The organism is Streptomyces sp. NPDC056452, from assembly GCF_042796085.1.
Classification (GTDB): Bacteria; Actinomycetota; Actinomycetes; order Streptomycetales; family Streptomycetaceae; genus Streptomyces.
In genome coordinates this window covers 118,009-143,918 of the sequence record NZ_JBHTRI010000010.1, presented here as the reverse complement: position 1 = coordinate 143,918, position 25,910 = coordinate 118,009, and the positions used below count along the sequence as shown (strand labels likewise).

General features: G+C 72.9%; 18 protein-coding genes. 6 read left to right on the top strand and 12 right to left on the bottom strand.

Features of this window, described 5'->3' with window-relative positions; all coding sequences use genetic code 11:
• Positions 1 to 39: 39 nt before the first annotated feature.
• The 5 genes from ACFQ6X_RS12870 to ACFQ6X_RS12850 form a co-directional block, all read right to left on the bottom strand.
• The gene (locus ACFQ6X_RS12870; protein ID WP_383180234.1) at positions 40 to 876 is read right to left on the bottom strand and encodes a 4'-phosphopantetheinyl transferase family protein; all 837 of its coding nucleotides are present in this window, start codon (positions 874 to 876) and stop codon (positions 40 to 42) included.
• Positions 873 to 1,823: a hypothetical protein gene (locus ACFQ6X_RS12865; RefSeq protein WP_383180231.1), complete on the bottom strand. Its 951-nt coding sequence runs from the start codon at positions 1,821 to 1,823 to the stop codon at positions 873 to 875. The genes ACFQ6X_RS12870 and ACFQ6X_RS12865 overlap by 4 nt, the downstream gene beginning before the upstream one ends.
• Before the next feature lie 7 nt (positions 1,824 to 1,830).
• Positions 1,831 to 2,109: an acyl carrier protein gene (locus ACFQ6X_RS12860; RefSeq protein WP_383180228.1), complete on the bottom strand. Its 279-nt coding sequence runs from the start codon at positions 2,107 to 2,109 to the stop codon at positions 1,831 to 1,833.
• A gap of 72 nt (positions 2,110 to 2,181) precedes the next feature.
• Positions 2,182 to 3,111 (bottom strand): 3-oxoacyl-[acyl-carrier-protein] synthase III C-terminal domain-containing protein, encoded by a 930-nt coding sequence (locus ACFQ6X_RS12855; RefSeq protein ID WP_383180225.1) that lies wholly within the window; start codon positions 3,109 to 3,111, stop codon positions 2,182 to 2,184.
• The gene (locus ACFQ6X_RS12850) at positions 3,108 to 5,063 is read right to left on the bottom strand and encodes a condensation domain-containing protein (RefSeq protein WP_383180222.1); all 1,956 of its coding nucleotides are present in this window, start codon (positions 5,061 to 5,063) and stop codon (positions 3,108 to 3,110) included. Before ACFQ6X_RS12850 ends, ACFQ6X_RS12855 begins: the two co-directional genes overlap by 4 nt.
• Before the next feature lie 274 nt (positions 5,064 to 5,337).
• On the opposite strand from ACFQ6X_RS12850, the gene ACFQ6X_RS12845 reads away from it, so the two are divergent.
• Entirely contained in the window at positions 5,338 to 6,468 is a 1,131-nt protein-coding gene (locus ACFQ6X_RS12845; RefSeq protein ID WP_383180219.1) for an acyl-CoA dehydrogenase family protein, read from the top strand.
• 78 nt (positions 6,469 to 6,546) lie between these two features.
• On the opposite strand, the gene ACFQ6X_RS12840 is transcribed toward ACFQ6X_RS12845, so the two are convergent.
• The 4 genes from ACFQ6X_RS12840 to ACFQ6X_RS12825 all read right to left on the bottom strand — a co-directional run bounded on the left by ACFQ6X_RS12840 (position 6,547) and on the right by ACFQ6X_RS12825 (position 14,713).
• Complete coding sequence (locus ACFQ6X_RS12840; protein WP_383180216.1) at positions 6,547 to 10,350, bottom strand: SDR family NAD(P)-dependent oxidoreductase; 3,804 nt, start codon at positions 10,348 to 10,350, stop codon at positions 6,547 to 6,549.
• Between the two features lie 92 nt (positions 10,351 to 10,442).
• Positions 10,443 to 11,195 carry an ABC transporter permease gene (locus ACFQ6X_RS12835; protein ID WP_383180213.1) on the bottom strand — a complete coding sequence of 251 codons (753 nt, stop codon included), beginning with the start codon at positions 11,193 to 11,195 and terminating at the stop codon, positions 10,443 to 10,445.
• Positions 11,188 to 12,018 (bottom strand): ABC transporter ATP-binding protein, encoded by an 831-nt coding sequence (locus ACFQ6X_RS12830; protein ID WP_383180210.1) that lies wholly within the window; start codon positions 12,016 to 12,018, stop codon positions 11,188 to 11,190. The genes ACFQ6X_RS12835 and ACFQ6X_RS12830 overlap by 8 nt, the downstream gene beginning before the upstream one ends.
• A gap of 139 nt (positions 12,019 to 12,157) precedes the next feature.
• A complete protein-coding gene (locus tag ACFQ6X_RS12825; protein ID WP_383180207.1) occupies positions 12,158 to 14,713 on the bottom strand; it encodes a BTAD domain-containing putative transcriptional regulator in 2,556 nt (851 codons plus the stop codon).
• Between the two features lie 744 nt (positions 14,714 to 15,457).
• Here ACFQ6X_RS12825 and ACFQ6X_RS12820 point away from each other — a divergent pair.
• Positions 15,458 to 16,732 (top strand): hypothetical protein, encoded by a 1,275-nt coding sequence (locus ACFQ6X_RS12820; RefSeq protein ID WP_383180204.1) that lies wholly within the window; start codon positions 15,458 to 15,460, stop codon positions 16,730 to 16,732.
• 54 nt (positions 16,733 to 16,786) lie between these two features.
• On the opposite strand, the gene ACFQ6X_RS12815 is transcribed toward ACFQ6X_RS12820, so the two are convergent.
• Entirely contained in the window at positions 16,787 to 17,806 is a 1,020-nt protein-coding gene (locus ACFQ6X_RS12815; RefSeq protein ID WP_383180201.1) for a hypothetical protein, read from the bottom strand.
• A gap of 325 nt (positions 17,807 to 18,131) precedes the next feature.
• On the opposite strand from ACFQ6X_RS12815, the gene ACFQ6X_RS12810 reads away from it, so the two are divergent.
• Genes ACFQ6X_RS12810 through ACFQ6X_RS12800 form a run of 3 tightly spaced genes read left to right on the top strand, consistent with a single transcriptional unit; the run spans position 18,132 to position 21,248 of the window.
• Positions 18,132 to 18,401, top strand: coding sequence for a phosphopantetheine-binding protein (locus ACFQ6X_RS12810; protein WP_383180198.1), 270 nt, complete (start codon positions 18,132 to 18,134; stop codon positions 18,399 to 18,401).
• A complete protein-coding gene (locus ACFQ6X_RS12805) occupies positions 18,394 to 19,980 on the top strand; it encodes an acyl-CoA ligase (AMP-forming), exosortase A system-associated (protein ID WP_383180195.1) in 1,587 nt (528 codons plus the stop codon). The genes ACFQ6X_RS12810 and ACFQ6X_RS12805 overlap by 8 nt, the downstream gene beginning before the upstream one ends.
• Before the next feature lie 44 nt (positions 19,981 to 20,024).
• Entirely contained in the window at positions 20,025 to 21,248 is a 1,224-nt protein-coding gene (locus ACFQ6X_RS12800; protein WP_383180193.1) for a pyridoxal-dependent decarboxylase, exosortase A system-associated, read from the top strand.
• Positions 21,249 to 21,294: 46 nt separating this feature from the next.
• On the opposite strand, the gene ACFQ6X_RS12795 is transcribed toward ACFQ6X_RS12800, so the two are convergent.
• Positions 21,295 to 22,689, bottom strand: coding sequence for an FAD-binding oxidoreductase (locus tag ACFQ6X_RS12795; protein WP_383180190.1), 1,395 nt, complete (start codon positions 22,687 to 22,689; stop codon positions 21,295 to 21,297).
• Positions 22,690 to 22,816: 127 nt separating this feature from the next.
• Positions 22,817 to 24,499, bottom strand: a complete 1,683-nt coding sequence (locus ACFQ6X_RS12790) for a LuxR C-terminal-related transcriptional regulator (RefSeq protein WP_383180187.1) — start codon at positions 24,497 to 24,499, stop codon at positions 22,817 to 22,819.
• 215 nt (positions 24,500 to 24,714) lie between these two features.
• Between ACFQ6X_RS12790 and ACFQ6X_RS12785 the strand changes: the two genes are divergently transcribed.
• Positions 24,715 to 25,896 carry a hypothetical protein gene (locus tag ACFQ6X_RS12785; protein ID WP_383180184.1) on the top strand — a complete coding sequence of 394 codons (1,182 nt, stop codon included), beginning with the start codon at positions 24,715 to 24,717 and terminating at the stop codon, positions 25,894 to 25,896.
• Positions 25,897 to 25,910: the final 14 nt, after the last annotated feature.

The window sequence follows — 25,910 nt, the reverse complement described above, 5'->3', positions numbered from 1 at the left end:
CCTCGAAGCCGCGCTCCCTGGGGGGCTTCCGGCCGGACATCATGCGGACGTTCCTCGCCCGTACGACGCCCCTGCCTCCGTGCCGTCGGGCCACAGGTGCACGACGGGCGGGCAGGGGGCGGCGCCGCGCACCGCGACGGAGCCGAGCCGGCCGTCCGGCACGGGGACGTCGTACACGGTGGCGGGCCCGGCGAACCCGCTGACCCGGATGCCGTCGGCCCGGTCCCGGCCGGTTTCCCGGAGCTGCCCGACCGGTACGTGCAGTCCTTGGGCCAGGCGGCCTCCGGCGGCTTTGACGTACGCCTCCTTGCGCGTCCAGAGGCGGACGTAACGCCGTACCCGTTCGTCCTCGGTCAGTCCGGGCTCGCACACCCACGCCCGCTCCTCCACCGGGTAGAACCGCTCGGCGAGCCGGGCCGCGGGCAGGTCGCTGCGGGGCTGCTCCACGTCGACGCCCACCGCCCGGTGGCGGGCGACGGCCAGGAGCGCCAGCTCGCCGGAGTGCGACACGTTGAAGGTCAGTCCGCCCGGCGCCCCGACGAGCTCCGGTTTCCCGTGGATTCCCGCCCGCAGTCGCAACCCGCCGGGCGGCAGGCCCGTGTACGCGGCGAGGATCAGCCGGACGGCGCCCCTGGTCCGCACGAACCGGCGGCGCGTGCCGGGATCCGTCAGCAGGTCGGCGCGGTCACGGTCGGCGCGGTCCAGCCGGTACTCCGGCGCCCGGTCCGTCCGGTGGAGGGGGTGGTCCAACGGAATGTGCCAGACGTGCACGGCGTCCGGGCCCGGCGCCGGCGGGACGGGCGTGTGCGCGGCGGCCCCTGGGCCGACGGTGTCCCGGAGCTCCACTGAGGCCCGGGGAAAGGCGGGCGGACTCATCGGCGGGCCTTCGGCGTCGCGAGCGCGCACACATAGCCGAGGTCCGGGTCGAACGCGGCCACGACGACGGCCCCCGCCCCGTGTCCGGGGCCCGGGGTCCGGCCGGCATCCGCTGCGGTCAGCTCGTGCAGCACCGACCAGACGGAGGTGCACACCCGGCCCACGACGTCCCCGTCCACCCGTTCGTCGACGGCCGCGGAGACGGCCGGGGAGACGAGCCGGTCGCCCGCGACGAGGGTGACGGGCCCGCCGAAGCGGGCCCTCACCTCGGCCAGATGAGCCGTCAGCACCTCCTGGGCCGCGGCGGCCGACGGGACGGCGGCCTGGCACAGGAGAAGGCCGTCCGAGGGGTCGGCGGGTTCGAGGAGAAGGCCGACCGCGGTGTCCCGGTCGGCCGTCGGCGTTCCGGGAGGCACGGCCCACGGCAGGACTCCGGGATCGAGGACGAGCACCAGGCCCCGTTCGCCGTCGGCCCGTCCCAGGTACTCGGCCATGAGCCGGACGGCGGAGAACGGCACGGTGGTCCCCTGGTCCGAGAGCGAGAACACCAGCGGATCGCCGTGTGCCACGTAGGCCAGGTGGCAGGCCGCGGAGAGGTGCGCGTCGCAGTCCGGGGCGGCGTGCGCCAACAGGATGTGCCCGATCCTGCCCGCCGGCCCGGCTCCGCCCGCCGGTCCCGGCCCGCTGCCCAGTGCTTCGGCGTCGCGCAGCAGCGGGAGCGCCATGTCCGTGAGCGAGGTGGCGCGCCGGCCGGCGAGCAGGTCCCGGTCGTACGTCACTCCGTAGCCCGCCGCCACCGCGCCGAGATAGGTGTGGGCTTCCGGACCGTAGTCCCGCTCGGTGCCACGGAACTCCCGGTCGGACGTGGCCACGAGGCGCACGGGCAGGCTGCGGGTCCGGGTGCCGGCCCGCACCGCGGCGATGGCGGGGGGACCCGCGCGGTACACGAGGCGCCTACCGGTCGGCCTGGGCGGACAGTGTGTCGGCCAGCGACCTGACGCTGGCGAAGTGTTCCTGGTCCAGGAAGTCCACTTCGAGCTCGATGCCGAGCTCGTTCTCCAGCTCGATGACGAGTTCCAGCGTGCCGGTGGAGTCCAGGCCCAGGTCCTCGAAGAGCCGGGTGTCCGCGCTGATTTCGTGGACGTCGCGCAGCAGGACGCGGGCCAGGACCGTGGAGACGCTGGTGATCATGGCCTCGTTCGCGAGGGCGGGTCCGGTGTCGGATGCGCTCATGGAGCAGGTTCCCTTCGGTTCCGGGCCGCGACGGGCGGCCTCGGCGGACGGTGAGTCGGCGCCGGGACGGTGCTAGTGGCGGAAGACCATGGCGGAGAAGGTGGCCCCCAGTCCCACCGCGGCCATCAGGTACAGATCGCCCTCCTTGAGCCGCCCGAGCTCCCGCGCCGTCCCGTACGCGATGAACGGGTCGGCGCAGAAGCAGTGGCCGAGGACGGGCAGGTTGTCGAGCAGCAGCCGGTCGACGGGGTAGCCGAGCTTCCGGCACAGGCGCGTCCACGACGTCCTGTTCACGTTCTGCGGCAGGAGGAGCGCGACGTCGGCGAGCGCGACACCGGCCGTCCCGACGGCGGCGAGGACGACCTCGGCGAACGCGTCCTGGTAGAGGCTCCGGTACTCGGCGGTGAGCTCGGGGCCCAGGTGCTGCCCGGCGCTGAACTGGCCGTGCGTGCGGGTCGCGTACCCCAGCATCCGGTCGCGGCCGCCGCCGGCCCGTACCAGCACGGCCGCGGCTCCCTCCCCCATGAACGCGACGTCCGGCATGATCTGCGCGCTGGCGGTGAACGCCTTCTCGCCCGTGAGGACCAGGGCCAGCGCGTCGGGGTCGCCGTCCGAGGCCAGCAGCCGGCCGGCCGTCTCCAGGGCGAGGAGGCCCGAGGCGCAGGCGTGCTGGGTGACGGCGAAGGCCACGGCGTGGTCGAGGCCGAGGGCGTCCCGCACCTCGTGGAGCGGGTTGGCCGGATGGGGGGCGACGAGTTGCAGGGTCCGGGCGTGGATCAGGTAGCGCACCCTGCCGCGTTCGCTCCGCGCGAGCACCTTGTCGGCCGCGCCGACGAGCAGGTCGGTGAGTGAGGCTCCGGGGTCGTAGCAGACGGTCTCGAAACCGTAGAACCGTCGGTAGACGCGCATCTGGCCGGCGTCCACGCCGAGGCGGGGTCCGAGTTCCGAGACGGGCACCCGCTGGGGCGGCAGGTAGGCGGAGACGGCCTCGATCGCGGTCACCGGCCGGCCACGCGCCCGGCCGGGGCCGCGTCCGCCGGGCCGCTGGCCCCTGGGCGGCCGGCGGCGGCTGCGGGCCGGGGGGTCAGCCGGCCGGCGACGGCCGCCAGCGGCGTCGCGCCGCAGAGGTCGTCGAAGGAGACTCCGTCCCAGCCGGCGGCGCGCAGCTCCCCGAGCAGCCGGGGGATGCGCAGTACCCGTCCGCCGGCCGTCACATAGCTCTCCGAAGCGGCGGGCGCAGTCAGCCCGTTGACCCGTGCCACCAGGTCGAGGAGCAGTCGCGTCGCTGCCTGCCCACCCGTGGGTCCACCGGCCGGTGAACCCACGGCCGGCGGCGACGGGACGGCGATCCGGAACACGTCGGGGCACCGCACCCCGGGACGCGTCAGCAGCGCGGCGAGCACATGGGCGCGCAGTGCGGCGGGCGGGACCGGCTCGTGGGCCGTGATCTCGGCGACGAGTCCGCCGCCGGCACCGCTCCCGGACTCCGCTGCCGGTACGACCCGTGCGGAGCGCACGGCGGGATGGCCGGTGAGCACCGCTTCGGTCTCCGCACAGTCGGCGAGGTCCTGGCCGACGCGCACGAGGCGCCGGGAAGCGGCCGGTGCGAAGGCCGCCCGCCGTGCGACGTCCGTGACCCGGACGTCCGCCGAAGGGTCCCGCTGGGTCTCCAGGAGCCACGCGTAGCCCTCGATGAAGCGCCGTACGGCGTCCCTGTCCATGACCGCGTCGAGAGCGCGCAGGGTGAGCGTGGTGCCGTCCTGCCACTCCTGGCAGCGGAGGTAGGTGTCGGTGCCGGACCCCGACCAGGCCACCGGTTGTGGGTTCCAGGCGAAGCGGGCGCGGTTCACCCCGCAGGAACGGGAGTGGTCGGTGAGGAAGTTCACCTCGGACGCGGGGGTCAGGGAGCCTGCCCGGACGAGCTGGCCGCGCCGGAAGCTCTCCCGGGCGGACGCCTCGACGATCTCGTCGTACGGGACGTAGCCGTGCGGCCGTGACGCCTCGATCGCTTCGGACACCCGCTGCAGCAGTTCGCCGAAGGCCGGGTCGCCCGACACGTCCACCCGGAGCGGCGACGGGCTGAACATGCAGGTGAGCAGGGACGGATGCCCGCTCGGCTCACGCTGGCTGACGAAGCGCTGGACGGCCACGACCGGCTCGTCGCAGTAGGCGGCCATGAGCATGGTGTAGGCGGCGAGGTGCACCTCGGACGACCAGACGTGGTGGCGTCGCACGAGGTCCCGGACCGCGTCGGAGATCGCGGGGGAGGTCAGGGAGGCGCTCCAGGAGGCCGTCACTCCGGGGGTCCGGGTACGCCGGCGCGCGAACATGTCGGCGGGCAGCTGCCGCAGTTCGCTCTCCCAGTGTTCGAGGGACGCCGCGCGCGCCGCCGCCGGACGTCCGGACTCCCGCGCCGCCAGGTCCACCGGCTGGTGGGACACCGGAGGCAGCGCGGCGGGGCGGCCCGTCACGGCCGCGGTGAGCGTCTCCTCGAACTCGGACCGGAACAGCTCCAGGCTGCGGTTGTCGAAGGCGACATGGCTGAACGCGGTGACCAGTGTCCGGGGCTCTCCGCCGACGGTGAGCAGACACACCCGGAAGGGGCGTTCGTGCGCCATGTCGAAATCCGGGACCGTGAGTTCCGCGACGGCCTGCGCGGGGGTGACCGAGCCGTCCTGCTCGGTCGTCACGATGCGCAGCTCGACCGGGGCGGGCGGCAGCACCCTCTGCAGCGGCCCCGGCGCCGCCCCGGCGTCGTACACGGTGCGCATGCCCTCGTGGCGCCGTACCAGGTAGTTCAGGACTTTCCGGACCCCGGCCAGCGAGACGCCGGGCGGCAGCGGGTGGTGCGAGACGATGTGGGTGTCGTGCCGGGAGGCCGGGGACATCCGGTGATACCTCAGCCACATGTACCGCTGGGCCCAGCCGAGTTCCGCACTCTTCACTGCGGGCACTTGTCTCACGCCTCCGTCACAGCGCCGTCGCCGGGCGTCCCCGGCCGATGTCCCCTGATTTTGGCGATCCCCGTACCCGAGCGGCAGGGCACGGCGATGGCCGTTAGGGGCGTCCGGAACCGGCCACCGCCGCGCCGTGTCCCCGCGGGACGCCCGCCTCGACAGTGGTTTCCGGCGCCGGTCAAGTGTCGGCGCGGACCGCCCTGCGGCCACCGGCCGCGGCGCCCGCCGCGTGCTTCGGGCCCAGGACTCTGAACCACCGGGAAGGTGTGGCATGCGGGAACTCGACGCCGAGCGGCGAGCTGTACGGGACATGTGCCGGGAGGCCGCCGCGGAGCTGCGCACGCGCGGCGCGGCCGTGGACGCGAACCCCCTGGAGCTGGCGGACCACCTCGATGTGCCCGTCCTGCGGATGGCACGTCTCGCCAGTACGCCGAAGGCCTACCGCGGTTCCTCGACGGCGGCCGGCGTGACACCGTCCGAGGGATGCCTCTCACGGGCCGTCGCGAGCCTGGAGCTGTCCCGGGGGGACGCCGGACTGGTCGTGGGGAACACCGGGCCCGCACTGGCTGGCCTGGTGGTCGAGGCACTGGGCAGCGACGCGCAGCGCGAGGTCTTCTACCGGGCCCTGGAGGACGGCAGGACCTGGTCGTTCTGCGCCGTGTCGGAGCCTCGTCACGGCAGCGACGCCACGGCCCTGGAGACCGGGCTCCTGCCGGACCCGGACGGCGGGGGCCACCGCCTGCACGGGAGCAAGAGGTACATCACGAACGGCTCGCGGGGCGCGGTCGGCGTCGTGCTGGCCCGCACCGGCCCGTCGCCGCTGTCCATCCGCGCCGTGCTGGTCCGCTGCCCGGCTCCGGGGTTCACCGCACGGCCCCTGGACATGGTCGGGCTACGGGCCGCCGAATTCAGCGAACTGTCCCTGGACGGGATGCGCGTCGCTCCCGAGATGCTGCTCGGCGGTCACCTCCGTGCTTCCCGCAGGGGTGTCTGGGGCCTCAGCCGCGCGTTCAACCAGACCCGGCTCCAGGTCGCCGCGATGGCGCTGGGGGTCGCGTTCGCGGCCTACGACTACGCGCGCGAGCACCGCCCGGGGCACGAGGGGCACGAACTGCTCGGCGAGCGGCTGGATGCCGCACGGTCGCTGCTCTACGACGCGGCGGCGGAGGCCGACCATGCCCCGGACGCGCTGCGGGCGCCGTCCATGGCGAAGCTGCACGCGACGGATCTGGCGGTCCGGACCGTCCGCCGGGTGGCGGACGTGCTCGGTCCCGGCTCGTTGCTGACGCACCCGCTGCTGGAGAAGTGGTCGCGGGACGTGTGCGCGTTCGAGTTCATGGACGGCACCAGCAACATCCTGCGCCTCCACATCGCGGCCACCGCCGCCCCGGCCGGGGTCTGATTCCGCTCGGCCCGCGGGGAGAACCGGCCCTCCCGCCCGGGTACGGTGCCGGCCGGCTCCGTACCCGGGCGGCGGGTCTCACCGGGCCGGGGACTGCCCGCCCTCCCTCTCGATCAGCTCCGCGAGTTCCCGGACCGTCGGGTAGGCCAGCAGGGCAGGCACCGGGAGCTGGATCGCCAGGGCCGCGCTCATCCGGGTCGCCACCTGGATCGCGATCAGTGAGTGACCGCCGAGTTCGAAGAAGTTGTCGTTCCTGCCGACCCGGTCGAGCCGCAGGGTCGCCGACCAGACGTCGGCGAGCGTGGTCTCCAGTTCCGATTCGGGCGCGGCGTACGACGTGGCGAGCTCCGGCCTCGGGTGCCGCTCCCCGTCGTCCGCCACCGGGGTCCCCTCGTCCGGCCCCCCGGTGACCCACTGGCGCAGCCGGGGCTCCAACGGCCCGGTGGAGACCACGATCTGGGCGTGCCGGCTCCCCGCCGCCAGGATCCGCTCGAATACCTCCGCCCCCTCCCCGGGGGACATCCCGTACGTACCGGGGGCTCCGGGCTGCCCGGTCCCGCGCTCCGCCGACCAGGTGTCCCAGTCGACGGTGGTCCAGCGGCCCTCGCCGGCCAGCCGGGCCGCTCGCGCGTAGGCGTCGAGGGCGGCGTTCGCCGCCGCGTACGGGCCGAAGGTGATCCCGCCGAGCACGGCTGCGATCGACGACAGGGTGATGCGGCGGTCGGCGGCCTGCTCCCCCAGCACGGACTGGAGCACGTGGAATCCGTGGACCTTGGCGCGGAAGTGGGCGTCGCAGACGGACCGGTCGGACGTGCTCGACAGCCCGAAGAAGGCCGGGTCCTGCGCGCCGCTGCCGTGCACGACCACGTCGATCCCGCCGAAGCGGGCGACCGCGGTGCGCACCACCTCGCGCATCCGGTCCTCGTCGGTCACGTCCGCCGCCATCACCAGGACCTCGGCGCCCTGTTCCTCCAGGTCGAGGACGGCACGGATCTGCCGGGCTGTCCGGCCGGACGCGTCTGCTGCCAGGTGCTCCTGCCACCGCTCGCGCGGGGGCAGACCGCCGCGGCCGGTGAGCACCAGCCGGCACCCGTGGGCGGCCGTCAGGTGGCGGGCCAGGGTCAGGCCGACGGCACCGAGGCCGCCGGTGATGAGTACGGTCTCCTCCGGCCCGACGAGCGGCCGTTCGGCCTCGGGGGCGGGCAGCGGGCACGGTTCGTAGTGCCGGCCCCAGGCCTCGCCGCCGCGGACGGCCACCGGGCCCTCGTGCGGTCCCACGACCGAGGCGAGGACCTGTTCGATGTCAGCGGGTCCCGCGTCGCGGTCCAGGTCGACGTGCCGGCAGGAGAGGCCCTGGTTCTCCTGGGCCAGGCTGGGCGCGAGCGCGGCGAGCGACGCGTGTTCCGGATGCACCAGGTCGGCGCCCACGACACCGGTGGCACCGGAGGTGAGCAGCACGAGGTCCGCCGGGCCGGGCAGCGGGTTCTCCGCCAGCGCGCGGACCAGGGCGAGCGCCGAGTGGAAGCCGCGGTCCTGCTCCGCCTCGAAGTGGGCGGTGCCCCGGCCGTCGGCGGCGGCCAGGCTGTACCCGTGGACGAGGGTGCGAGGGGCCACCATGTGGGCCCGCAGCACCTCCGCCAGGTCGCCCGGGTGGCCGGGCCGGGCGGTGAAGTCCCCGTTGTCCTCCTCGGCGAAGCCGTCGCCCGGACGCACGGCGACGACGTCGGCCCCCGCCCGGACGAGCCGCTCCACGAGGCGTTCGCCCCTCTCCTCCGCCACGCACAGCAGCCACGGCCCCGCGGCCCGCAGCGCTGCGTCCGGTTCGGTGTCGCCGCCCACCTGGCGCTGCCGCCACACCGGCCGGTACGTCCAGCGCGCCGTGTCGTCGACGCGCCCCTCCGCGTCCTGCTGCCCGGACGACGGGTTCACCCAGTACCGCCGGCGCCGGAAGGGGTAGGCCGGCAGTTCCACTCTCCTGCCGCGGCCCCGGTGCAGTGCGGGCCAGTCGATGACGGCGCCCGCCTCCCACAGAGCGGCGACGACCGCGAGGGCGAACTCCTCTGCGGGCCGGGCGGCCGGACCGGCCGTCAGGTCCGCGGAAGCGGCCCCGGCGGCGTCGCCCCCCGCCGTGAACTCCACCCGGCCGCCGAGCCGGGTGACCGTCTCGTCGAGGGCGGCCAGGGCCGCGGCGCGGTCCGTCGCCGCGGGCGGGCGGGAGTCCGTGACCGGAGGGAGCAGCCCGCTGACGGCGAGGGCGAGCCGGGACCACCAGGGTTCCGGCACATCGTCGGGTACGGCTATGCGCAGCCGGGGATCACGGCTCCGGACGGAGCCGTCGATCCAGCGTCCGGGGTCCCCCAGCGCGGCGACCGCGTCGGCGTGGTCGCGGCAGATCAGCGCCCGGCGGAGCGCGAGGTGGCCCCGGGAGACCTGGAGGGTGAAGGCCACGTCGGCCAGGTCCTCTTCGGGGTGGTCCGCGATGTGCTGCCGCAGGCGGTCGGTGAGCGCGTCGAGCGCGTCCGGCGAGGCCGCCGAGAAGGTCAGCAGGTGGGGTCCCGGGGACGCGGGCCGGTCCTCGCGGGCGGGCGCCTGCTCCAGCACCACATGGGCGTTGGTGCCGCCGAGGCCGAAGGAGCTGACCCCGGCGCGGCGCGGCGCGGGCCCTTCGGGCCAGGGGCGGTTCTCGGGCAGGACGGTGAAGCGGTTCCCGGCTGCGGCCAGGGCCGGGTTGGGTGTCCGGTAGCCGGGGGTGCCCGGAAGGACTCCCTCGCGCAGGCTGAGCGCCGCGCGCATGAGTCCCGCGACGCCGGCCGCCCGGTCCAGGTGCCCCACGCTCGGCTTCAGGGAACCCAGCACGCAGGTGGCGTCGGTGTCGGCGCCGAACACCCGGCTCATCGCCGCGAGTTCGATGGAGTCCCCGAGGTGGGTGCCGGTGGCGTGGCACTCTACGTAGCCGATCGACTCGGGCTTGACGCCGGCGACGGCGAGCGCGGTCTCGACGACCCGGGCCTGACCGTCCACTCCCGGTGCGGTGTACCCGACGCGTTCGCGGCCGTCGTTGTTGACGGCGGTGCCGAGGATCACGGCGTGGACCAGGTCTCCGTCGGCGATCGCGTCGGTCATCCGCTTGAGCACCACGACACCGGCCGCCGACCCCATCACGGTGCCGGCGGCGTCCTCGTCGAAGCTGCGGACGACGCCGTCCGGGGAGAGGATGCCGCCCGGCTCGTAGAGGTACCCCGTGGTCTGCGGGAGGGGCAGCGACACGCCTCCGGCGAGGGCGAGGTCGCATTCGTACGTCAGCAGGCTCTGGGCGGCGAGGTGGACGGAGACCAGGGAGGTGGAGCAGAAGGTCTGCACGGTGAGGCTCGGACCGCGCAGTCCGAGCTTGTAGGAGACGAAGGTGGCCAGGGAGTCCCGCTCGTTGCCGACGGCGAGCACCATCGAGCCGCCGGGCTCCTTCGTCAGGTGCCCCACGTTGTCGAGCATGTAGTCGGGGAACCCGCAGCCGGCGAAGACGCCGACCTGGGCTGCGGGGTCGACCGGCGGGTAGCCGGATCTCTCCAGGGCCTCCCAGGAGCACTCGAGGAACAGCCGGTGCTGGGGGTCCATCGTCTCGGCCTCGCGGGGGTTGAGCCCGAAGAGGGACGCGTCGAACCGGTCCACCCCGTCGACGGGCCCGCCCACCCGCACGTAGCGGGGGTCGGCCAGCGCTTCCGGCTCGACGCCCGCGGCGGTCAGTTCCTCCTCGGTGAGGTCGCGCAGCCCGGGGACGCCCGCCAGGAGGTTCCGCCAGAGCTCGTCGACATCGGCGGCGCCCGGGAAGCGCCCGGCCATGCCGATGACCGCTACCGCGGACTCGTACGTCGTGTCGTCAGTCATGGTGATCTCCCCGTTCACGGGCTCGGTTCACAGCATCAAAGGGTGTGCGCCGAAGCCGCGCCCGCCGTGGCACGGCTCCGGCCCTTGCGGGCTCACAGCAGGTGGCTGCGGCCCCAGCCGCGAGCGAGGCGGGAGGTCGCGAACGCGCCGGCGGCCAGGCCGATGCCCAGGCACACCAGGGCCGGCCGCACCATGTCCCCGGTGTCGCCCTCGAGTCCGGCGCGGAGCAGGTCCATCGCCCAGTAGCCCGGCGAGAAGGGCGCGATGGCCTGGGCCCATCCGGGCATCAGGCTCACCGGGGCCAGCGCGCCGCCGATCGAGCTGACCGCCATCGCGCCCACGTCCGACACCAGGGCCAGATCGCCCCGGCTGCGCACGATCGTGGCCAGCGCGGCGCCGATGGCCAGCAGGGTGAACCCCCAGATGGTCACCGCGGCCGCGAGGGCGAGCATGTTGCCCGGCAGCGGCAGCCCGATGACGAGGCAGCCGAACAGCAGCAGGACGAACTGCTGGAAGACCAGCAGCACGAGGACCGGCACCGTCTTGCCGAGCAGCAGTTCCGTGCGGGACGACCTGCTGGCACGGAGCTGGTCCCAGGTGCGCCACTCCCTCTCCAGCAGGATGGAGTTGCCGACGATCGACAGGGCGAAGACGGAGAACATGACCAGCGGACCGGTGACCGCCTGCATGGTCCCGCTGTCGAGCGCCTCCACGTACAGCGACCTGAGGACCGACATCAGCACCATCGGCAGGACGATGTAGCTGATCAGCTGCCCCGGGTCGCGGAGTCTCAGCACGGTGTTGTGCTTGATCAGGATGCCGGTTCTGCGGAGGGACTCAGTCATCGTCGACCGCCAGGGACCGGTAGAGGTCGTCGAGGCTGGCGTGGCGGATGTCGACGGACTCGACGGGCCGTCGCGCGTCCCTGAGCAGTTCGACCAGGGTGGCCGTCGGATCGGTCGTGAACACCTTGATCTCCTCGTCCGCGAAGGTGACCCGCACCTCGCCGGGCAGTCCGCCGAGCAGTTCCTCACTGCTGCCCCGGGCGATGACGCGTCCTCGCCGGGCCACGGCTATGGACGCCTGGAGTTCGGTGAGTTCGGTCAGGTAGTGGGTGATGTAGAGGACGGCCGTGCCCTCGGCGGAGCGCTGTTTGACCATGTCGAGCAGCGCCTGCCGGGTCTCCGGGTCGGCGCCCGCGGTCGGCTCGTCGAGCAGGAGCAGCGCGGGCCGGTGGATCAGCGCGATCGCGGCCTGGGTGCGGCGCTGCTGGCCGCCGGAGAGCAGGCCGACGCGGCGGTCGAGGAACTCGCCGAGCTTGAGGGCGGAGACCAGGTCGTCGATCACGGACGTCAGCTCGGCCCGGCGCAGCCCGGCGAGCCCGCCGAAGAGCCGCAGGTGCTCGCGCACGGTCGTGGGCGGGTACAGCGCGATGTGCTGGGGCGACACGCCCACCGCGGACCGTGCGTCGACCGGCGGCTTCCCTCCGATGAGTACGGTCCCGGAGTCCGGCTGGATCAGCCCGGACACGATCTCGGTGAACGTGCTCTTGCCCGCTCCGTTGTGCCCCACCAGGCCGGTGATCTCGCCGGCCTCCACCTGGAGGTCGAAGCCGGCGAGGGCCGTCACCTCGCCGTACCGCTTCACAAGACTGGCGACTTTCAGCAACCTACCGTTCCCTTCCATCTGAACTTCCGTCTGATGCGGACTGGTCGTGCCGTCGTAGGGCGCCGCCGATGCCCGTCCGGGCGTCGGAGCCCGGACGGGCCGGCCGCCCGGCGGGCGCCGCCGGTCCGCCGGACGGCAGTCAGTCCCCGTCGCCGTGCGCGGGAACGGTCCGGGGGCGCGGCAGGGGGAGCACGACGAAGCCGGGTGCGTCCGGCGGGGCCGCGTGGGTGTGGGACCGTGCCTGCTCGCCGTCCGCCCCGCCCCGCAGGGTGGTGAACCGCCGGCCGGGCAGATTCACGCGGGGCAGCGCCGGACGCGTCCGGTCGGTCCGTGTGCTGTCGCCGGCACGGTCCGGTTCGGTGCTCGCCGCGCTCTGCGCGTCCTTCAGCCGGCGCATCTCCTCCAGCGACCGGACGACGAGACGGCACCAGCGGGTCTCGCCGAGCTGCTCGAACACGCTCAGCGCCAGGTCGAATTGGGCCTGTGCCCGGTCCGGGCACCGCTCCCGCAGGTCCAGTGTGCCCAGGGAGTGCAGGAGGGCGGCCTCGCCCAGCCGGTCCTTCCCCTGCCGTGCCACGGCGAGGGCGTGCTGATGGCTCTCCCGCCAGTCGTCGTAGTGGTAGAGGGCCTCGGAGAGCGAACCGATCATCAGGGCGAGGTTCCAGCAGTACGCGGAGTTGCCGCTCCGGTAGCGCTGCCGCACGATCGCGAGCAGGCTCGCCCGTTCCGCCTCGTACCAGGAGGACGGGTCCGCGAGAACGGAGTTGACGATCGCCTCGGGTAAGACCTCGGGGGCCATGAGGTCGTACGGCACCTCGTGGCCGACCGCGTTGCGGCGTCGCGCCTCGTCGGCCAGGTGGAGCCAGGCGGCGAGGATCCGCTCCTGCGCGGCGGTCCGCTCGGCCGCGGGTTCCTCCCGTGCGAGCATGCCCCGCGCGTAGATCCGGGTCAGACCGTCCAGCCGGTAGCGCGCGGCGGTGCCGGTGTGGTGTCCCACCTCCACCAGCCGGGCGTCCACCAGGCTCTCCAGTACGTCCAGGGCGGCCCAGTGGTCGAGGTCGAGCAGCGGATCCGCGACCCAGGCGGCGAAGTCGTCCGTCTCCAGCAGGGCGAGCCGCAGGAGCAGGCGCCGCGCCGGCGGTGTCAGGCTCTCGCACACCGACTCCTGCATGGGCAGCACGCCGATTCCCTGGTACGTCAGCACCTCCAGGCGCTCGTCCTCGTGGCGGAGGCGCTCGGTGATGTCGCTGAGCATCCAGTGCGGCCGCGCGGCCAGCCGGGTGGCGGCGACGCTCAGCGCGAGCGGGAGGCCGCCGCACAGCTCGACCAGTTCCAGGGCCTCGCTGGGCTCGACCGTCACACGGCCGTGCCCGATCGTCCTGGACAGCAGGTCGATCCCCTCGGCCGTGCTCATCGCGTCGAGTTCGTACACGCACACGCCGGCCAGGGCGGAGGGCCGGGCACGGCTGGTGACCAGCAGCCGGCTGCCCGGGGCGGAGGGCGCCAGCGCCCGTATCTGTTCCTCGTCCACGACGGCGTCGACCACGACGAGCAGCCGCCGTCCGGCGATCGCGTCGTGGAAGAGCGCCAGCCGCTCGGCCCGGTCCGCGGGGATCGCGGATGCGGGGTGACCGAGGTCGCCCAACAGGGTTTCCAGCACTACGCGCACGCCCTCCTCCCGGCCGGCGCCCCGGGGCATCACGGCATGGAGCTGGCCGTCCGGGAAGGCGGGCGCGAGCTCGTGCGCCAGCTGGGCGGCGAGCGCCGACTTCCCGGTTCCGGCCCCGCCCGCGATCACGGCCGCGTGCGGGACTCCCCGGCCGGGGGTGTCCGGCGGCCCTCCGGCCAATTGCCTCCGCAGCGCTTCGAACACTTCCGCGCGGCCGGTGAAGTCGGGCGTCCTCGGCGGCAGGACCCGAGGGGTCGACGGGGAGGGCGGTGCGGGCCGCGAGGCGGACGGCAGGTCCATGCCGGCGCCGCCGGTCAGGATCATGTGCTCCAGCTGCCGCAGCGACGCGCTGGGTTCCAGACCCAGTTCGTGGATGAACGCCTGGTGCACCTTCCGGTACGCGGCGAGCGCCTCGGCCTGCCTGCCGTCGCGGTAGAGCGCGGTGATCAGTTGCCCCGCGAGCCTCTCGCGCAGGGGGTGTTCGGCGGCGAGCGCCTTGATCTCACCGACCACCTGGTGGTGCAGTCCGAGACCGAGTTCGGCCTCGATGCACTCCTCCAGCACCTCGATGCGCTGCTCCTCCATCCGGATGGCCACGGCGCGCACGACACCGCTGTCGAGGCCGGACAGGGGCTCTCCGTAGCAGAGGGAGAGCGCCTCCCGGAAGGCGGCGCGACTCTCCTCCAGCGATGTCGCGGCCCGGCCGCGCGCCACCAGTTCGGTGAAGACGTGCAGGTCGAGCTGGCCGGGCTTCACCTCGATGACGTATCCGCGCCCCCGGGTCTGGATGGACCCCCCGAGGCCTGCCGAGGAGAGGGAGCGGCGGATGGCCGAGATGGCGGTCTGCACCTGGGCGTGCGCGGTGGTCGGCGGGTTCCCGTCCCACACGGCTCGGATCAGCCGCTCCAGCGGCACCACCCGGTTGGCGTTGAGCAACAGTGTGGCCAGTACGATCCGCTGACGCTGAGCGGTGATGGTGACGGCGCCGCCGAGCACCTCCAGGGAACCGAGTACCCGGAAGCACATGCCCCCCACCGGATGTTCCGCCGGTTCCCACGCCTCCTGTACTACGCCCCCCACAGACATATCCCCTCGCGACAGCTGACTACGGCTTCGACGGTGTGTCCCGGGGCGGAACAGCTCTCCCGCTCCCCACGGCCGGACTGTCCGGAAAACCCACAGCCCCGTCGGCTGTCGCACCCCGTGACCGGCAAACGCATCATGAATCTGGCAGGCATAAGAACGAACGGGCTCGTGCCGGGCTTCACACCCGGCCTTTCCCCGTGCCGCCGCCGAATTTCCGGCGACAGGAGTTGAAGCCACCGGTCGGGCCGGAACGGGTCTTCCCCGATCGGCCGACCCCCCATTTCCGGCCCGTCGGGCCGGGAGGCACCGCCCCCTCACGCGATGCCGGAAGGGCACTTCCACACCTTCCCGGAAAGCGCTCTCCCGGCTAGGACCGTAAATCACCTGTTCGATCAGTGTCAACCCAATTCCTTGACGGAGAACGCCCGTTGGAGGGAAATCCGGGAATGCACGGGGCGCGGCGGAAACAGGACTCGGAACAGTCCTGTGGATCAACTCCGACCCCTTGACACGAGCGCAACCCATCGTTCAACTTCTAACGTCATCGACTGCTCGCCGCTGCGAGCGGCGAGTACGCGGGGCGCCGGCGCAGCCCTCCGGGGAAAAGCGCCGTGGACGTCTCACCCGCACTCGCCATGTCACCGCTGCCCGCGCCGTACCGGCGGCGAACCACTGGGAGACAGAATGCGCGATTCCACTTCGGGTGAACTCGCATCGGCACAACTTCAGTTCTTGTACGACCAGTTGGAGTTTCCCGACAACAGCTGGGTCTCCATAGCCAAAAGGGTCCCGACGGGCGCGCATCTCACCGAGCGGCAGGCCCGCAACCTGGTGGGATCCCTGGCCCTGCGCTGGGAGGCCCTGCGGAGCCGCATCGTCACCGACCGTGATGGAACGTTCCGGCAGGAAGTGGTCGGCCTGGAGGAGTTCTTCGCGACGAGCTTCCGTTACACGCGTTCCGACGTGCCGGTCGACGCCCCCGATCTTCCGGTGACCTCGGTGGACGGCTTCGTCCAGTCGACCGTGTTCGCGGTGGTCGCGGAACCCGCCGGCGCGACGTTCTACTACCTCGCCCACCACTCGTTCTTCGACGCCTCCGCCACGCAGATCCTCAGCGCCGAGATCATGCGGGCCGCCGGGGACCCCCGGGCCCTCGACGCCCCCGGACCTCTCACGGCGGACGGCGGCGCCGAAATCCAGCCCCGGCACATCAAGGCGTACGAGGACCAGCCTCGCGGCCTGCGCGCCACGCGGACCTGGCTGGACTTCCACCAGCGGGTGATCAGCACTCCGTGGGAGCACTGCGTCCCCGACCCCTCGGGCCGGAACACCGAGAACAAGGTGTCCTTCGCTCTCGGACCGAAAACCGCGGGCCGGCTTCACGACGTCGCCACGTCGCTCTCCGTCTCCGTGCCCGCGATGATCAATTCCCTCGTCTGCGGCTATGTGGGAATGGAGTTCGGGCTTCCGCACGTCACGCTGAAGACCATCTGCGCGAACAGGTTCGCCCCGGCACTCCGCACCTCGGTGTCCAGTCTCGCGACGGAGACCTGGATCGACCGCGGGACGGCGGGCGCGGACAGCCCGGAATGGCACCGGTCGTTCTTCGGCGCGCTGCTCAACTCCTACCGGCACGGCATCTACGACTGGGACCGGGTCCGTACGTCGCCGAATTTCCACAGCCCTTTCCGCTCCAGGGAGACCGTCTCCACGAACATCGCCTACTGGGACGACGTGGAGCCGGAGCCCGCGGCGGATTCCGCTCCCGTCCTCGAGGTCCACGAGGCACTGACCGTGCCGCGGTCGCTCGGGCACGACCTCGCGGTCTTCGCGGGCATCGGCGCGGACGATGTACGGATCTCGGTGAAGACGGCCCGGCACTGCGCGGACGAGGCCGCCACCGTGGAGCTGGCCGGCGGGCTCCACGCGTACGTGATCCGGCAGCTCGACGCGTTCTGAACCCGGAGACCCCCTGCGGCAGGGGGTCTCCCTTCCACCCTCCACGGAGCGGCCTCAGCCCTCGAACGCGTAACGCCGCCCGGCCCGCACCCCGGCCTGGAAGCGGCTCACCGAGTCGAGCTCCCGGCAGAGGGCGGAGATGTGGCGCCGGCAGGTTCGGATCGACATGCCGAACTTCCTCGCCACCACCTCGTCCGTGTACCCCTGCGCCAGCAGGCCGGCGATGGACTGGTGGAGGTCGCTCACGATGTCGGCGTACCCCGGCTCCGTCAGGTCGAGCGGGGACGCCTGCTCCCACAGCTGGTCGAACATGTCGATGACGAACCGGGCCAGGCCGTCGTCGTGGAACCGGCGCGCCGACACCTCGGAGCCGTCCCTCGGAAGGTGGAGGACGACCGCCACCGAACGGTCGAAGACGACGGCGGCCTGCGGGACCTGACTGAGTGTCCGCACGCTCGCACCGCCCTCGACGAGGCGCTTCGACTTGGCGCGCTCCGTGAAGGAGGAGCGGCTGCGGTGAGGGCTGATCACCCGCACGGAGACGTCCCTGTCGAGCACGCCGAAACAGGCGTCGAGGATCTCGTCGACCGTCTCGTCCCCGTCCCCGTCCTGACCGCCGCGGAGCACCGCGAGCTCCTCACGGCACACGTCGCCGGCGAGCTTCAGCATCCCGCGGATCTCGGAGACGCTCTCCAGCCGGGTGATGGCGCCGACCGTCGCCGGACCGTGCTCCACGGACCGGGTGACCTCCTCGATGCTCTCCTTCAACCGGTCCGCGTGCTCCCGGCGTTCGAAGATGGCGCGCTCGATCGGTGAGGTCAGCTCGGCCACCGCGTACTCCGGGTCCACCGGCAGGAGACGGCCGGGCCGGCGGCCGTCCTCGCGGAGCAGGCGCAGCTCCGTCAGCCGCGTCAGCGCGTCACCGATCTCGTACCGCGTGAGTCCCAACACGGCGGCGGCCCTGTCCGGCGACTCGATCACCCCGCAGCGCACCGCGTAGCGATAGACATCGGTCACATGATCCCCGGCCACCGCTTCGCGGCCGGGCGGTGCCGTGGCTGCCGTCGACGACATGACATCCCCCATGGAATAGACGTGTGAACGAGTGGCGCTGCTCGGCCCGGTGTCCTTGCCCGGTCACCGGCGGCATCCCCGGCGTCCCCGCGGAGCAGACGCTGCCCTGCCGATCCGCCCAGACTGGCAGCAGGGATTGTCGGGTCGCTATCGCCGGTCGATCCGGGCCCGCGGGGGAGGTGCACGGCGCAGTAGCGGATGAGTAGGGGAGCGAGAGCGGCCCGTGGTGAAGTCGGTCCCACGGCGCGGCCGACCGGCCCGCCACGAGAAACCCGCTGCGCTCGCGCCCCGCCGGACGGCGGGGTGCCGATGAGGAATGGCGATCGTGACGACGGTAGACCTGCCTGTTCCCTTCCAGGAGATCCTCCTGGCCCATCTGCCCTACGCGAAGGACGGCTCCGTCACTCCGCAGGACGAACTCCCGGCCCTCGGCCTGGACTCGATGGGGATGCTCCAGCTCCTGACGGCGCTGGAGGACCACTACGACCTCGACTTCCCCGACGAGCTGCTCAACGAGGACACCTTCGCGACGGTCGGATCCCTCTGGTCCACCGTGTCGAAGCTGCTCGCCCCGGCGTCGCACGGCGATGGCTGAGGGCCGCGTCGGCTTCCGGTCCTGGAGGCCGCCGCCGGTGCGGCTCGACCAGCTCACCGGACACGGCGACCCGGAGCGGCCGGCCCTGACCTTCCGCTCCCGGACCCTCACGTACGCCGACCTGGCCGACCGGGTGACACGGGCGGCGAACGGTCTGCGCGGACTGGGGGTGCGCCGCGGCGACCGGGTGGCGGTGTACTCGGAGAAGCGGATCGAGGCGGTCGTCGCCTTCCTGGCCGTCTCCGCGGCGGGTGCGGTGCTCGTACCGGTCAACCCGGTCTTCAGGACCCGCCACCTCGCCCACATCCTCTCGGACTCCGGCGCCCGGACGCTGATCACCACGGCGGAGCGGCTGGACACGGTACGGGCGGCGGTCGGCTCGTCGCCGGTCGACCACGTGGTGCTGGTCAACGGGCCGGACGCCCGGCCGCCGGACGGCGGAGGGCCCGTGACGGTCCCCTGGTCCGTACTCGCCGAGGCCGAGCCGGCCCCCGTGCCGGATCCCGGGCTGACCGACGCGGACATCGCGGCGATCCTGTACACCTCCGGAAGCACCGGTCCCCCCAAGGGAGTGGTGCTCTCGCACCGGAACATGATCGCCGGGGCGGAGAGCGTGGCCGGCTACCTCGGCCACACCGAGCAGGACGTGATCCTCGCGGTGCTCCCCCTCAGCTTCGACGCCGGCTTCAGCCAGCTGACCACGGGCCTGATCGCCGGAGCTCATGTGGTGCTGGCGGACTTCCTGCTCCCCGGGGAGATCGTCCGGCTCTGCGCCGCGCACCGGGTCACCGCCCTCACCTGTGTGCCGCCCCTGTGGATCCGTCTCGCGGGACAGACGTGGCCGGCCGAGGCCACGGCGCACCTGCGGTACTTCGCCAACACCGGGGGGCGGATGCCCCGGACCACGCTGGCCGCCCTCCGTGCGGCGTTCCCCAAGGCGAAGCCCTACCTCATGTACGGGCTGACCGAGGCGTTCCGCTCCACCTATCTGGACCCGGAGCAGGTGGACGACCGCCCCGACTCGATCGGCAGGGCCGTCCCGAACGCCGAGGTCCTCGTCGTACGGCCGGACGGCTCCCCGTGCGCGCCGGGCGAGCACGGCGAACTAGTGCACCGCGGACCGCTGGTGGCCCTCGGCTACTGGAACGCCCCCGAGCTCACCGCGCGTCGTTTCCGTCCCTCACCCGGCGGGGCCGGCGGTGTGGACGCCGATCGCTCGGTCTGGTCGGGCGACGTCGTGTACGGCGACGACGAGGGCTACCTGTACTTCGTCGGGCGCGACGACGACATGATCAAGACCTCGGGCTACCGGGTGAGTCCGACCGAGATCGAGGAAGCCGTGTACGCGACGGGCCTGACGGAGGAGGCCGTCGCACTGGGCGTCGACGACGAGCGTCTGGGGCAGTGCGTCGTGCTCGCCGTCAGCGGGCCGTGCGACGTCGACTCCCTGCACAGGGCGCTGGCACGGGAGTTGCCGCGGTACATGGTGCCGGCCCGCACGGTCGTCCTCACCGGGCTGCCCCGGTCCCCGAACGGAAAGTTCGACCGGGTGTCGATACGAGAGCAGGTCTCCCAGTGACGGTGGAAACCACGTCGGCGGCGGAACCCACGTCGGAACACCCCGTGCCGGCGCCGGGAGCGGCCTCCTTCGGGCGGGCCGACGGGCAGCTGGCGGTCGGCGGGGTCGCCGTGGGCCGTCTCGCCGAACAGGTGGGCAGCACCCCCTTCTTCGCGTACGACAGGGATCTCGTCACCGCGCGCGTCGCCCGGGTACGGGCGGCGCTCCCGGACGGCATCGACCTGAGCTACGCGGTCAAGGCCAACCCGATGCCCGCCCTGCTGCACCACATGAGCGGCCTCGTGGACGGCTTCGACGTGGCCTCGGCCGGCGAGATGCGGCACGCCCTCGACACTCCGATGACCGCCTCGCACATCAGCTTCGCGGGCCCCGGCAAGACCGACGCCGAACTGTCCCGCGCGGTGGCGGCCGACGTACTGATCGAGATCGAGTCCCGCAACGAGATCCGGCGCGTGCGTTCCGTCGGTGAGCGGCTCGGCGTCACCCCCCGGGTGGCCCTGCGCGTCAACCCGGAGTTCGCGTTGCGCGGCGCGGGGATGCGGATGGGCGGCGGGCCCCAGCAGTTCGGGATCGACGCCGAGCTGGTGCCCTCGGTCCTTGCGGAACTGGACTCGTTCGAGCTGGACTTCCACGGATTCCACGTGTTCGCCGGTTCGCAGAACCTGCGGGCCGAGCAGCTCTGCGAAGCCCAACGGGCCACGGTCGACCTGGTGACGAGGCTCGCCGACGCCGCACCCCGGCCGCCCAGGTACTGCAACCTCGGCGGCGGGTTCGGGATCCCCTACTCCGACCGCGACCGTCCCCTCGACCTCGGGATGATCGGCGACAACCTCGCCGGCCTGGTCGACGGGCCCCTCCGCGGCCGGCTGCCGGAGGCCAGGGTCGTCATCGAGCTCGGCCGGTACCTGGTGGGCGAGGCGGGCGTCTATGTGACCCGGGTGGTCGACCGCAAGGAGTCGCGCGGCAAGGACTACCTCGTCGTCGACGGAGGACTGCACCACCAGCTCGCCGCGTCCGGGAACCTGGGCCAGGTCATCAGGCGCAACTACCCCATCGCCGTGGCCCATGCCCCCGACGGCCGGGATCCGGAGACGGTCACCGTCGTCGGCTGCCTGTGCACACCCCTGGACCTGCTGGGCGCCGACGTGGCCCTGCCACGGGCGGACGTCGGCGATCTGATCGTGCTGTTCCAGGCCGGGGCGTACGGGCTGACGGCGAGCCCCACCGCCTTCCTGGGGCACCCCCCGCCGGTCGAGGTGCTCGTCTGAGGCGAGCCCGTTCCCGCGACCGGACCGGCCCGTCCGTCGGTCCGGTTCACGGGGCGATGTTGTGATTCAGTCGGAACAGGTTGGAGGGGTCGTACCGCCGCTTGACCGCCGTCAGCCGGTCGTAGTTCTGCCGGTAGTTGGCCCGGACCCGGTCCTGGTCGTCCTCGCCCATGAAGTTGACGTACGCGCCCTCCATCGAGTGGGGTCGCAGCGCCGCGGCGAAACGGCGCACCCAGTCCATGTTCGCCACGCATTCGTCGCGCGTGGGGAGGGTGGGGCTGAGCGCGGTCGAGAAGTCCGCGTCGCGGTAGGCGAACGCGGTGTCCTCGGGTGCGACCCGGTGGCAGGCGCCGTCGATGGGGAACACGACGGTCGAGCTCTGGATGGAAGGGGTGTCGGCACCGAACTCCACGTACGCGTCGATGGCCCCGTCCGGCAGCCCCTTGCTGAACGTGCCCTTCCAGTAGTGGAAGAGCCCTGCGGGGAGCAGCTCGTCGAAGAGGGTGTTGATCACGGGGTACGGCATGCGTCCGACGTACTGCCCGAGAACCGGGCCGAGGCCTGCGAGGCGGGCGCGGATCTCGTCGTCCTGCGCCTCGGGCCCGGCCCAGCAGGCGACGACACCGCACAGCGGCCGCCCGTGCCAGCGCTCGGGCAGGAACGGGAGCGGCGGGCCGAGCCCGACGACCAGCAGTGCTCCGAGCCGTTCGTCGGACTCGGCGACCAGCTCCCGGTACCGCCGCAGTACGTCGCCGTCGAGCGGGTAGAACGTCGGGCCGCCCAGGATGTCGGCCACCGGGTGCAGCCGGTAGGCGAAGGACGTGACGACGCCGAAGTTGCCGCCGCCTCCCCGCAGCGCCCAGAAGAGGTCCGCGTTCTCGTCGTCCGGCTCCCCCGTACAGGTCAGGAAGGATCCGTCGGCCACGACCACGTCGGCCGAGACGAGGTTGTCGCACACCAGCCCGCAGCTCCTGGCCAGATGGCCCATGCCGCCGCCGGTGGTGAGCCCGCCGATGCCGGTGCTGGAGACCACTCCCCCGGTGGTGGCCAGGCCGAAGGCGTGCGTGGCGTGGTTGACGTCCGCCCAGGTGCAGCCTCCCTCGGCCCACGCGGTGCGCGTCGTGGGGTCGACCCGGGTTCCGCGCATCCCCGAGAGGTCCAGGACGACCCCGTCGTCGCAGGTGCCGTAGCCGGAGACGCTGTGGGAGCCGCCCCGTACCGCCAGGTCCAGGTCCTGCTCCCGGGCGAGGTTCACCGTGGCGATGACATCGCCCGCGTCTGCGGCCCTGACGACGGCCGCGGGTCTCTTGTCGATCATCGCGTTGTAGACCGTGCGGGCCTCGTCGTAGCCGGGTTCGCCGGGCTGGACGATGTCGCCGTGCACGGCCTCCCTCAGCCGCTCGGCGGCTGCGCCGTCCAGAGCTCGCGCATAGGTGGTCATGACCGCCACCGCTCTCCTGTCCTCGGATGTACGGGTTCAGCTCCGTACTTCCGTTGTAGTCCGCAAGCGCCTCGCGTTCATCGTCCGAACTGCCCATCCGGTCGGAAGGCGGCATGGGCAGAACGGCCTATGCGCGGGGTGCCACCAGGCCGTGTGTGTACGCGTACGCGGTGGCGGCGGCCCGCGAGGACACGTCGATCTTGGCGAAGATGTTGTTGAGGTGCCGGGCGACGGTGTGTTCGCTGATGGTGAGTTCGGCGGCGACGGCCCGGTTGGTCCGCCCGCCGGCCACCAGCCGGAGTACCTCGACCTCCCGTCCGGTGAGCCGGCCCGGGAGCTTGAGCAGGGCCGCCGCCCTGCGCGCGTCGGGTACCGCCCCCAGCGCCTCGAAGGCCGCATGCGCGGCGCGCAGCTCGAGAAGCGCACTCTCGTCGTCTCCCGCTGCCCGGTCGGCGGCGGCCAGGGTCATCCGGGTCTGCGCCGCCTCGTAGGGGACCTCCAGGTCGAGCCAGAGCGCCAGCGCCCGGTGCAGCAGCGGAAACGCGCGCCGCAGGTCGTGCTCGGCGAAGGCGACGGCGCCGCCCGCCCACGCCGCGGTCGCGTGCGGCGGAGTGCGGTCGGACTCCCGCCGCAGCTGCCACTCGCGCGCGAGGGCCGCCAGCTCGTCCGCCACCGCGCGGGCCTCGTCGAGCCGGCCGAGGGCGAGGAGGATCTCGACCTGGGCCGCGAGCAGCCGCCCGCGGTGCCGGCCTCCGTCGGCGGCGATCGCGACCCGCAACGCGGCTTCCGAGGCACCGGTCCTGCCCTGGGCGAGGAGGAGCAGAGCGAGGCCCGGCTGCGGGTCCCGGCCGAGTTCGTGCGCGCGGGCGTACGAGCGCCCGGCGGCAGCCGTGTCACCGCACCTGCGCTGGATCTCGCCCTCGAGGTACACCGCCTCGGCTGCCGACAGCGCCTCGTACGGCAACAGCTCCTGGCAGGTCAGGGCCGCCTCGGCAGCAGCCTCCGACCAGGAGCCGCGCAGCTCGAGCACCTCCACCCGGTGTACCCGGCACAGACCGCGGAAGTTGTTCTCCTCGGGCATCGTGGCGCACCAGGCCATGGCCGCTTCGGTCCACTCGGCGGCCCGGTCGAGGTCGGCGCAGGCCATGCACTGCTGGAGGCCGAGACAGAAGATCCACCCGGTGAAGAAGGCGCTGAGCTCGCCCGCCGCGACGGCGCACATCACGTCGTCGAGCCGGTCGATCCCCTCGGCGACCCGCCCCTCGGCCAGCAGGACACCCGCTTCGGCCTCGGTGCTCAGGGCCAGGAGGTCCGCACTGCCGCAGCGCCGCGCGATGCCGGCCATCCGGCGGGCGTGGTCCATGGCCTCACCGAAGGCACCGCGGTTCTGCGCCTCCTCGGAATCGACCCACGCCAGGTAGCACTGCTCGACGCACTCGGGCTCGCCCCCGAGCCGCTGCCGCGCACGGTGCAGCCAGCCGGCGGCCGCGGCGTTCCGTCCGGCCTGCTGGTGCTCGTAGAAGAGCAACCACGCACAGTGACCCGCCTGCCGGGACGCACCCCTGTCCACGTAACCGGAGTACGCCTTCGTCCGCACCGCCACGGACTCGTCGACGCGGCTGGTCCACCAGGCGGCATCGGCGAGAGCGGCGAGATCGTCGGCATCGAGGAGCTCAGGGTCGATGCCGTGCAGCATGCGGTAGGCATCGCCCCACGCCTCGCGGGAGACGGCCTCCCTGGCCCGGTCGAGAGCCCGAGGGCGCTCCGGCCCGGCCGGGGCCTGCCGGGTGCCGCTGATCCACTCGGTCATGGGCAGCTCCCTTCGCGCTCGCCGCGAGTGCGTCTGCCCTCCCACCAGCATAGAAGCGAAGGCCCGGGTCGCGCCGGACGGCACCTGTGCCCCGGGTGCGGTTTCGAAGAGATCGTCGACGAACTCGCCGCTCACGAAAAGGCGATGACCTCTCCCGATCACTCGGGGCCGTCCGGCCGGGCCGGGTTGTCAGTGGTGCCTGCTTCCATGACGCCATGAGCACCGTGCACGAGATCGCCGCCCTCCTTCCCGACCCCGCCGAACTCCGCGCCCACCTGCGCGCGCTGGCCGTCCTGGAAGCCGCGATCTGCGACGATCCGCAGTTCTGCTCCTACACCTTCGACGCCACCTGGGGCCCCGACGAAGAGGCAGCCTTGATGGACAACGGCTCGGGGGACGACTTCTCGGTCCTCTTCACCCCGGCCGGCACGCTCATACGCGGGTTCGCTCACGAGTCGGGGATGAGCCCGTACGGGACGGACGACGATCAGGTCTGGCCCGGCGTCCTCGACGACGTACCCGCCGCGCTGCGCCCGCTCCTGGACGAACCCGCCTTCCGCGACGAGGACATCGACGCCCCTCTCGTCACCGCCTGCCTGTGGCGGGAGGCCGACGACACGGCCTGGCGCACCGGCCCGGCCATCGTCTTCCCGCCCGGCAGCGAGGACCCCGACGGCTCCGGCTCCCTCTTCGGCCTCCTCGCCGACCGCTCCCCCGAGGCCGTCCGCGCGCACTTCGAGGACTACTACGAGCGCCCCGTCCCTCTCGACGCCGTCCGCCACGTCCTGGCCGGACATCCGCTCACCCCCGCGATCACGGCAGCCCTCAACCCGGCCGCCCTCCCGGACGACGACGCCCTGCTCGAACGGATCGCCGCGCATCCCGAGGCCGCTTCCTACCTGGCCTGCGACGGAGAGTTCGACCTCGCCCGCACCGACCCGATCGAGCCGATCGCGCTGCCCAACGGCCTCCCGGTCGAGCCCGTCGCCGGCTGCAACGCGGGCGGCACCCACTACCTCTGCGGCCCGGCCGTCCCCGGCGGCCCCCGCCCCGTCCTCTACACCGACTCCGAGGGCCGGGCCACCCTGATCGGCGAGTCCCTCGCCGAGGCCCTGACCCTCGCTGTCGTCCTCCCCTCCTGGCACGACGCCCTGGCGGGCTTCCGGCCCCCGGCCCTCAGCTCCGACTACCTGGCCGACCACCCGGACCACCCCGCGGCCTGCGAACGCCTCCTGGCCGCCCTGGGACTCCCTCCGGCCACGGAACAGGAAGTCCTCGACCGCCTGATCACCACGGCCGCCCGCACCGTCCCGGACGGCTTCCTCCCCTACGTTCCCGACGACGAGGAGCCCGCGTTCGAGCCGATGCTCGAACTGCCCGCCGACCAGCCGAGGTGACGGTGCGTCAGGAC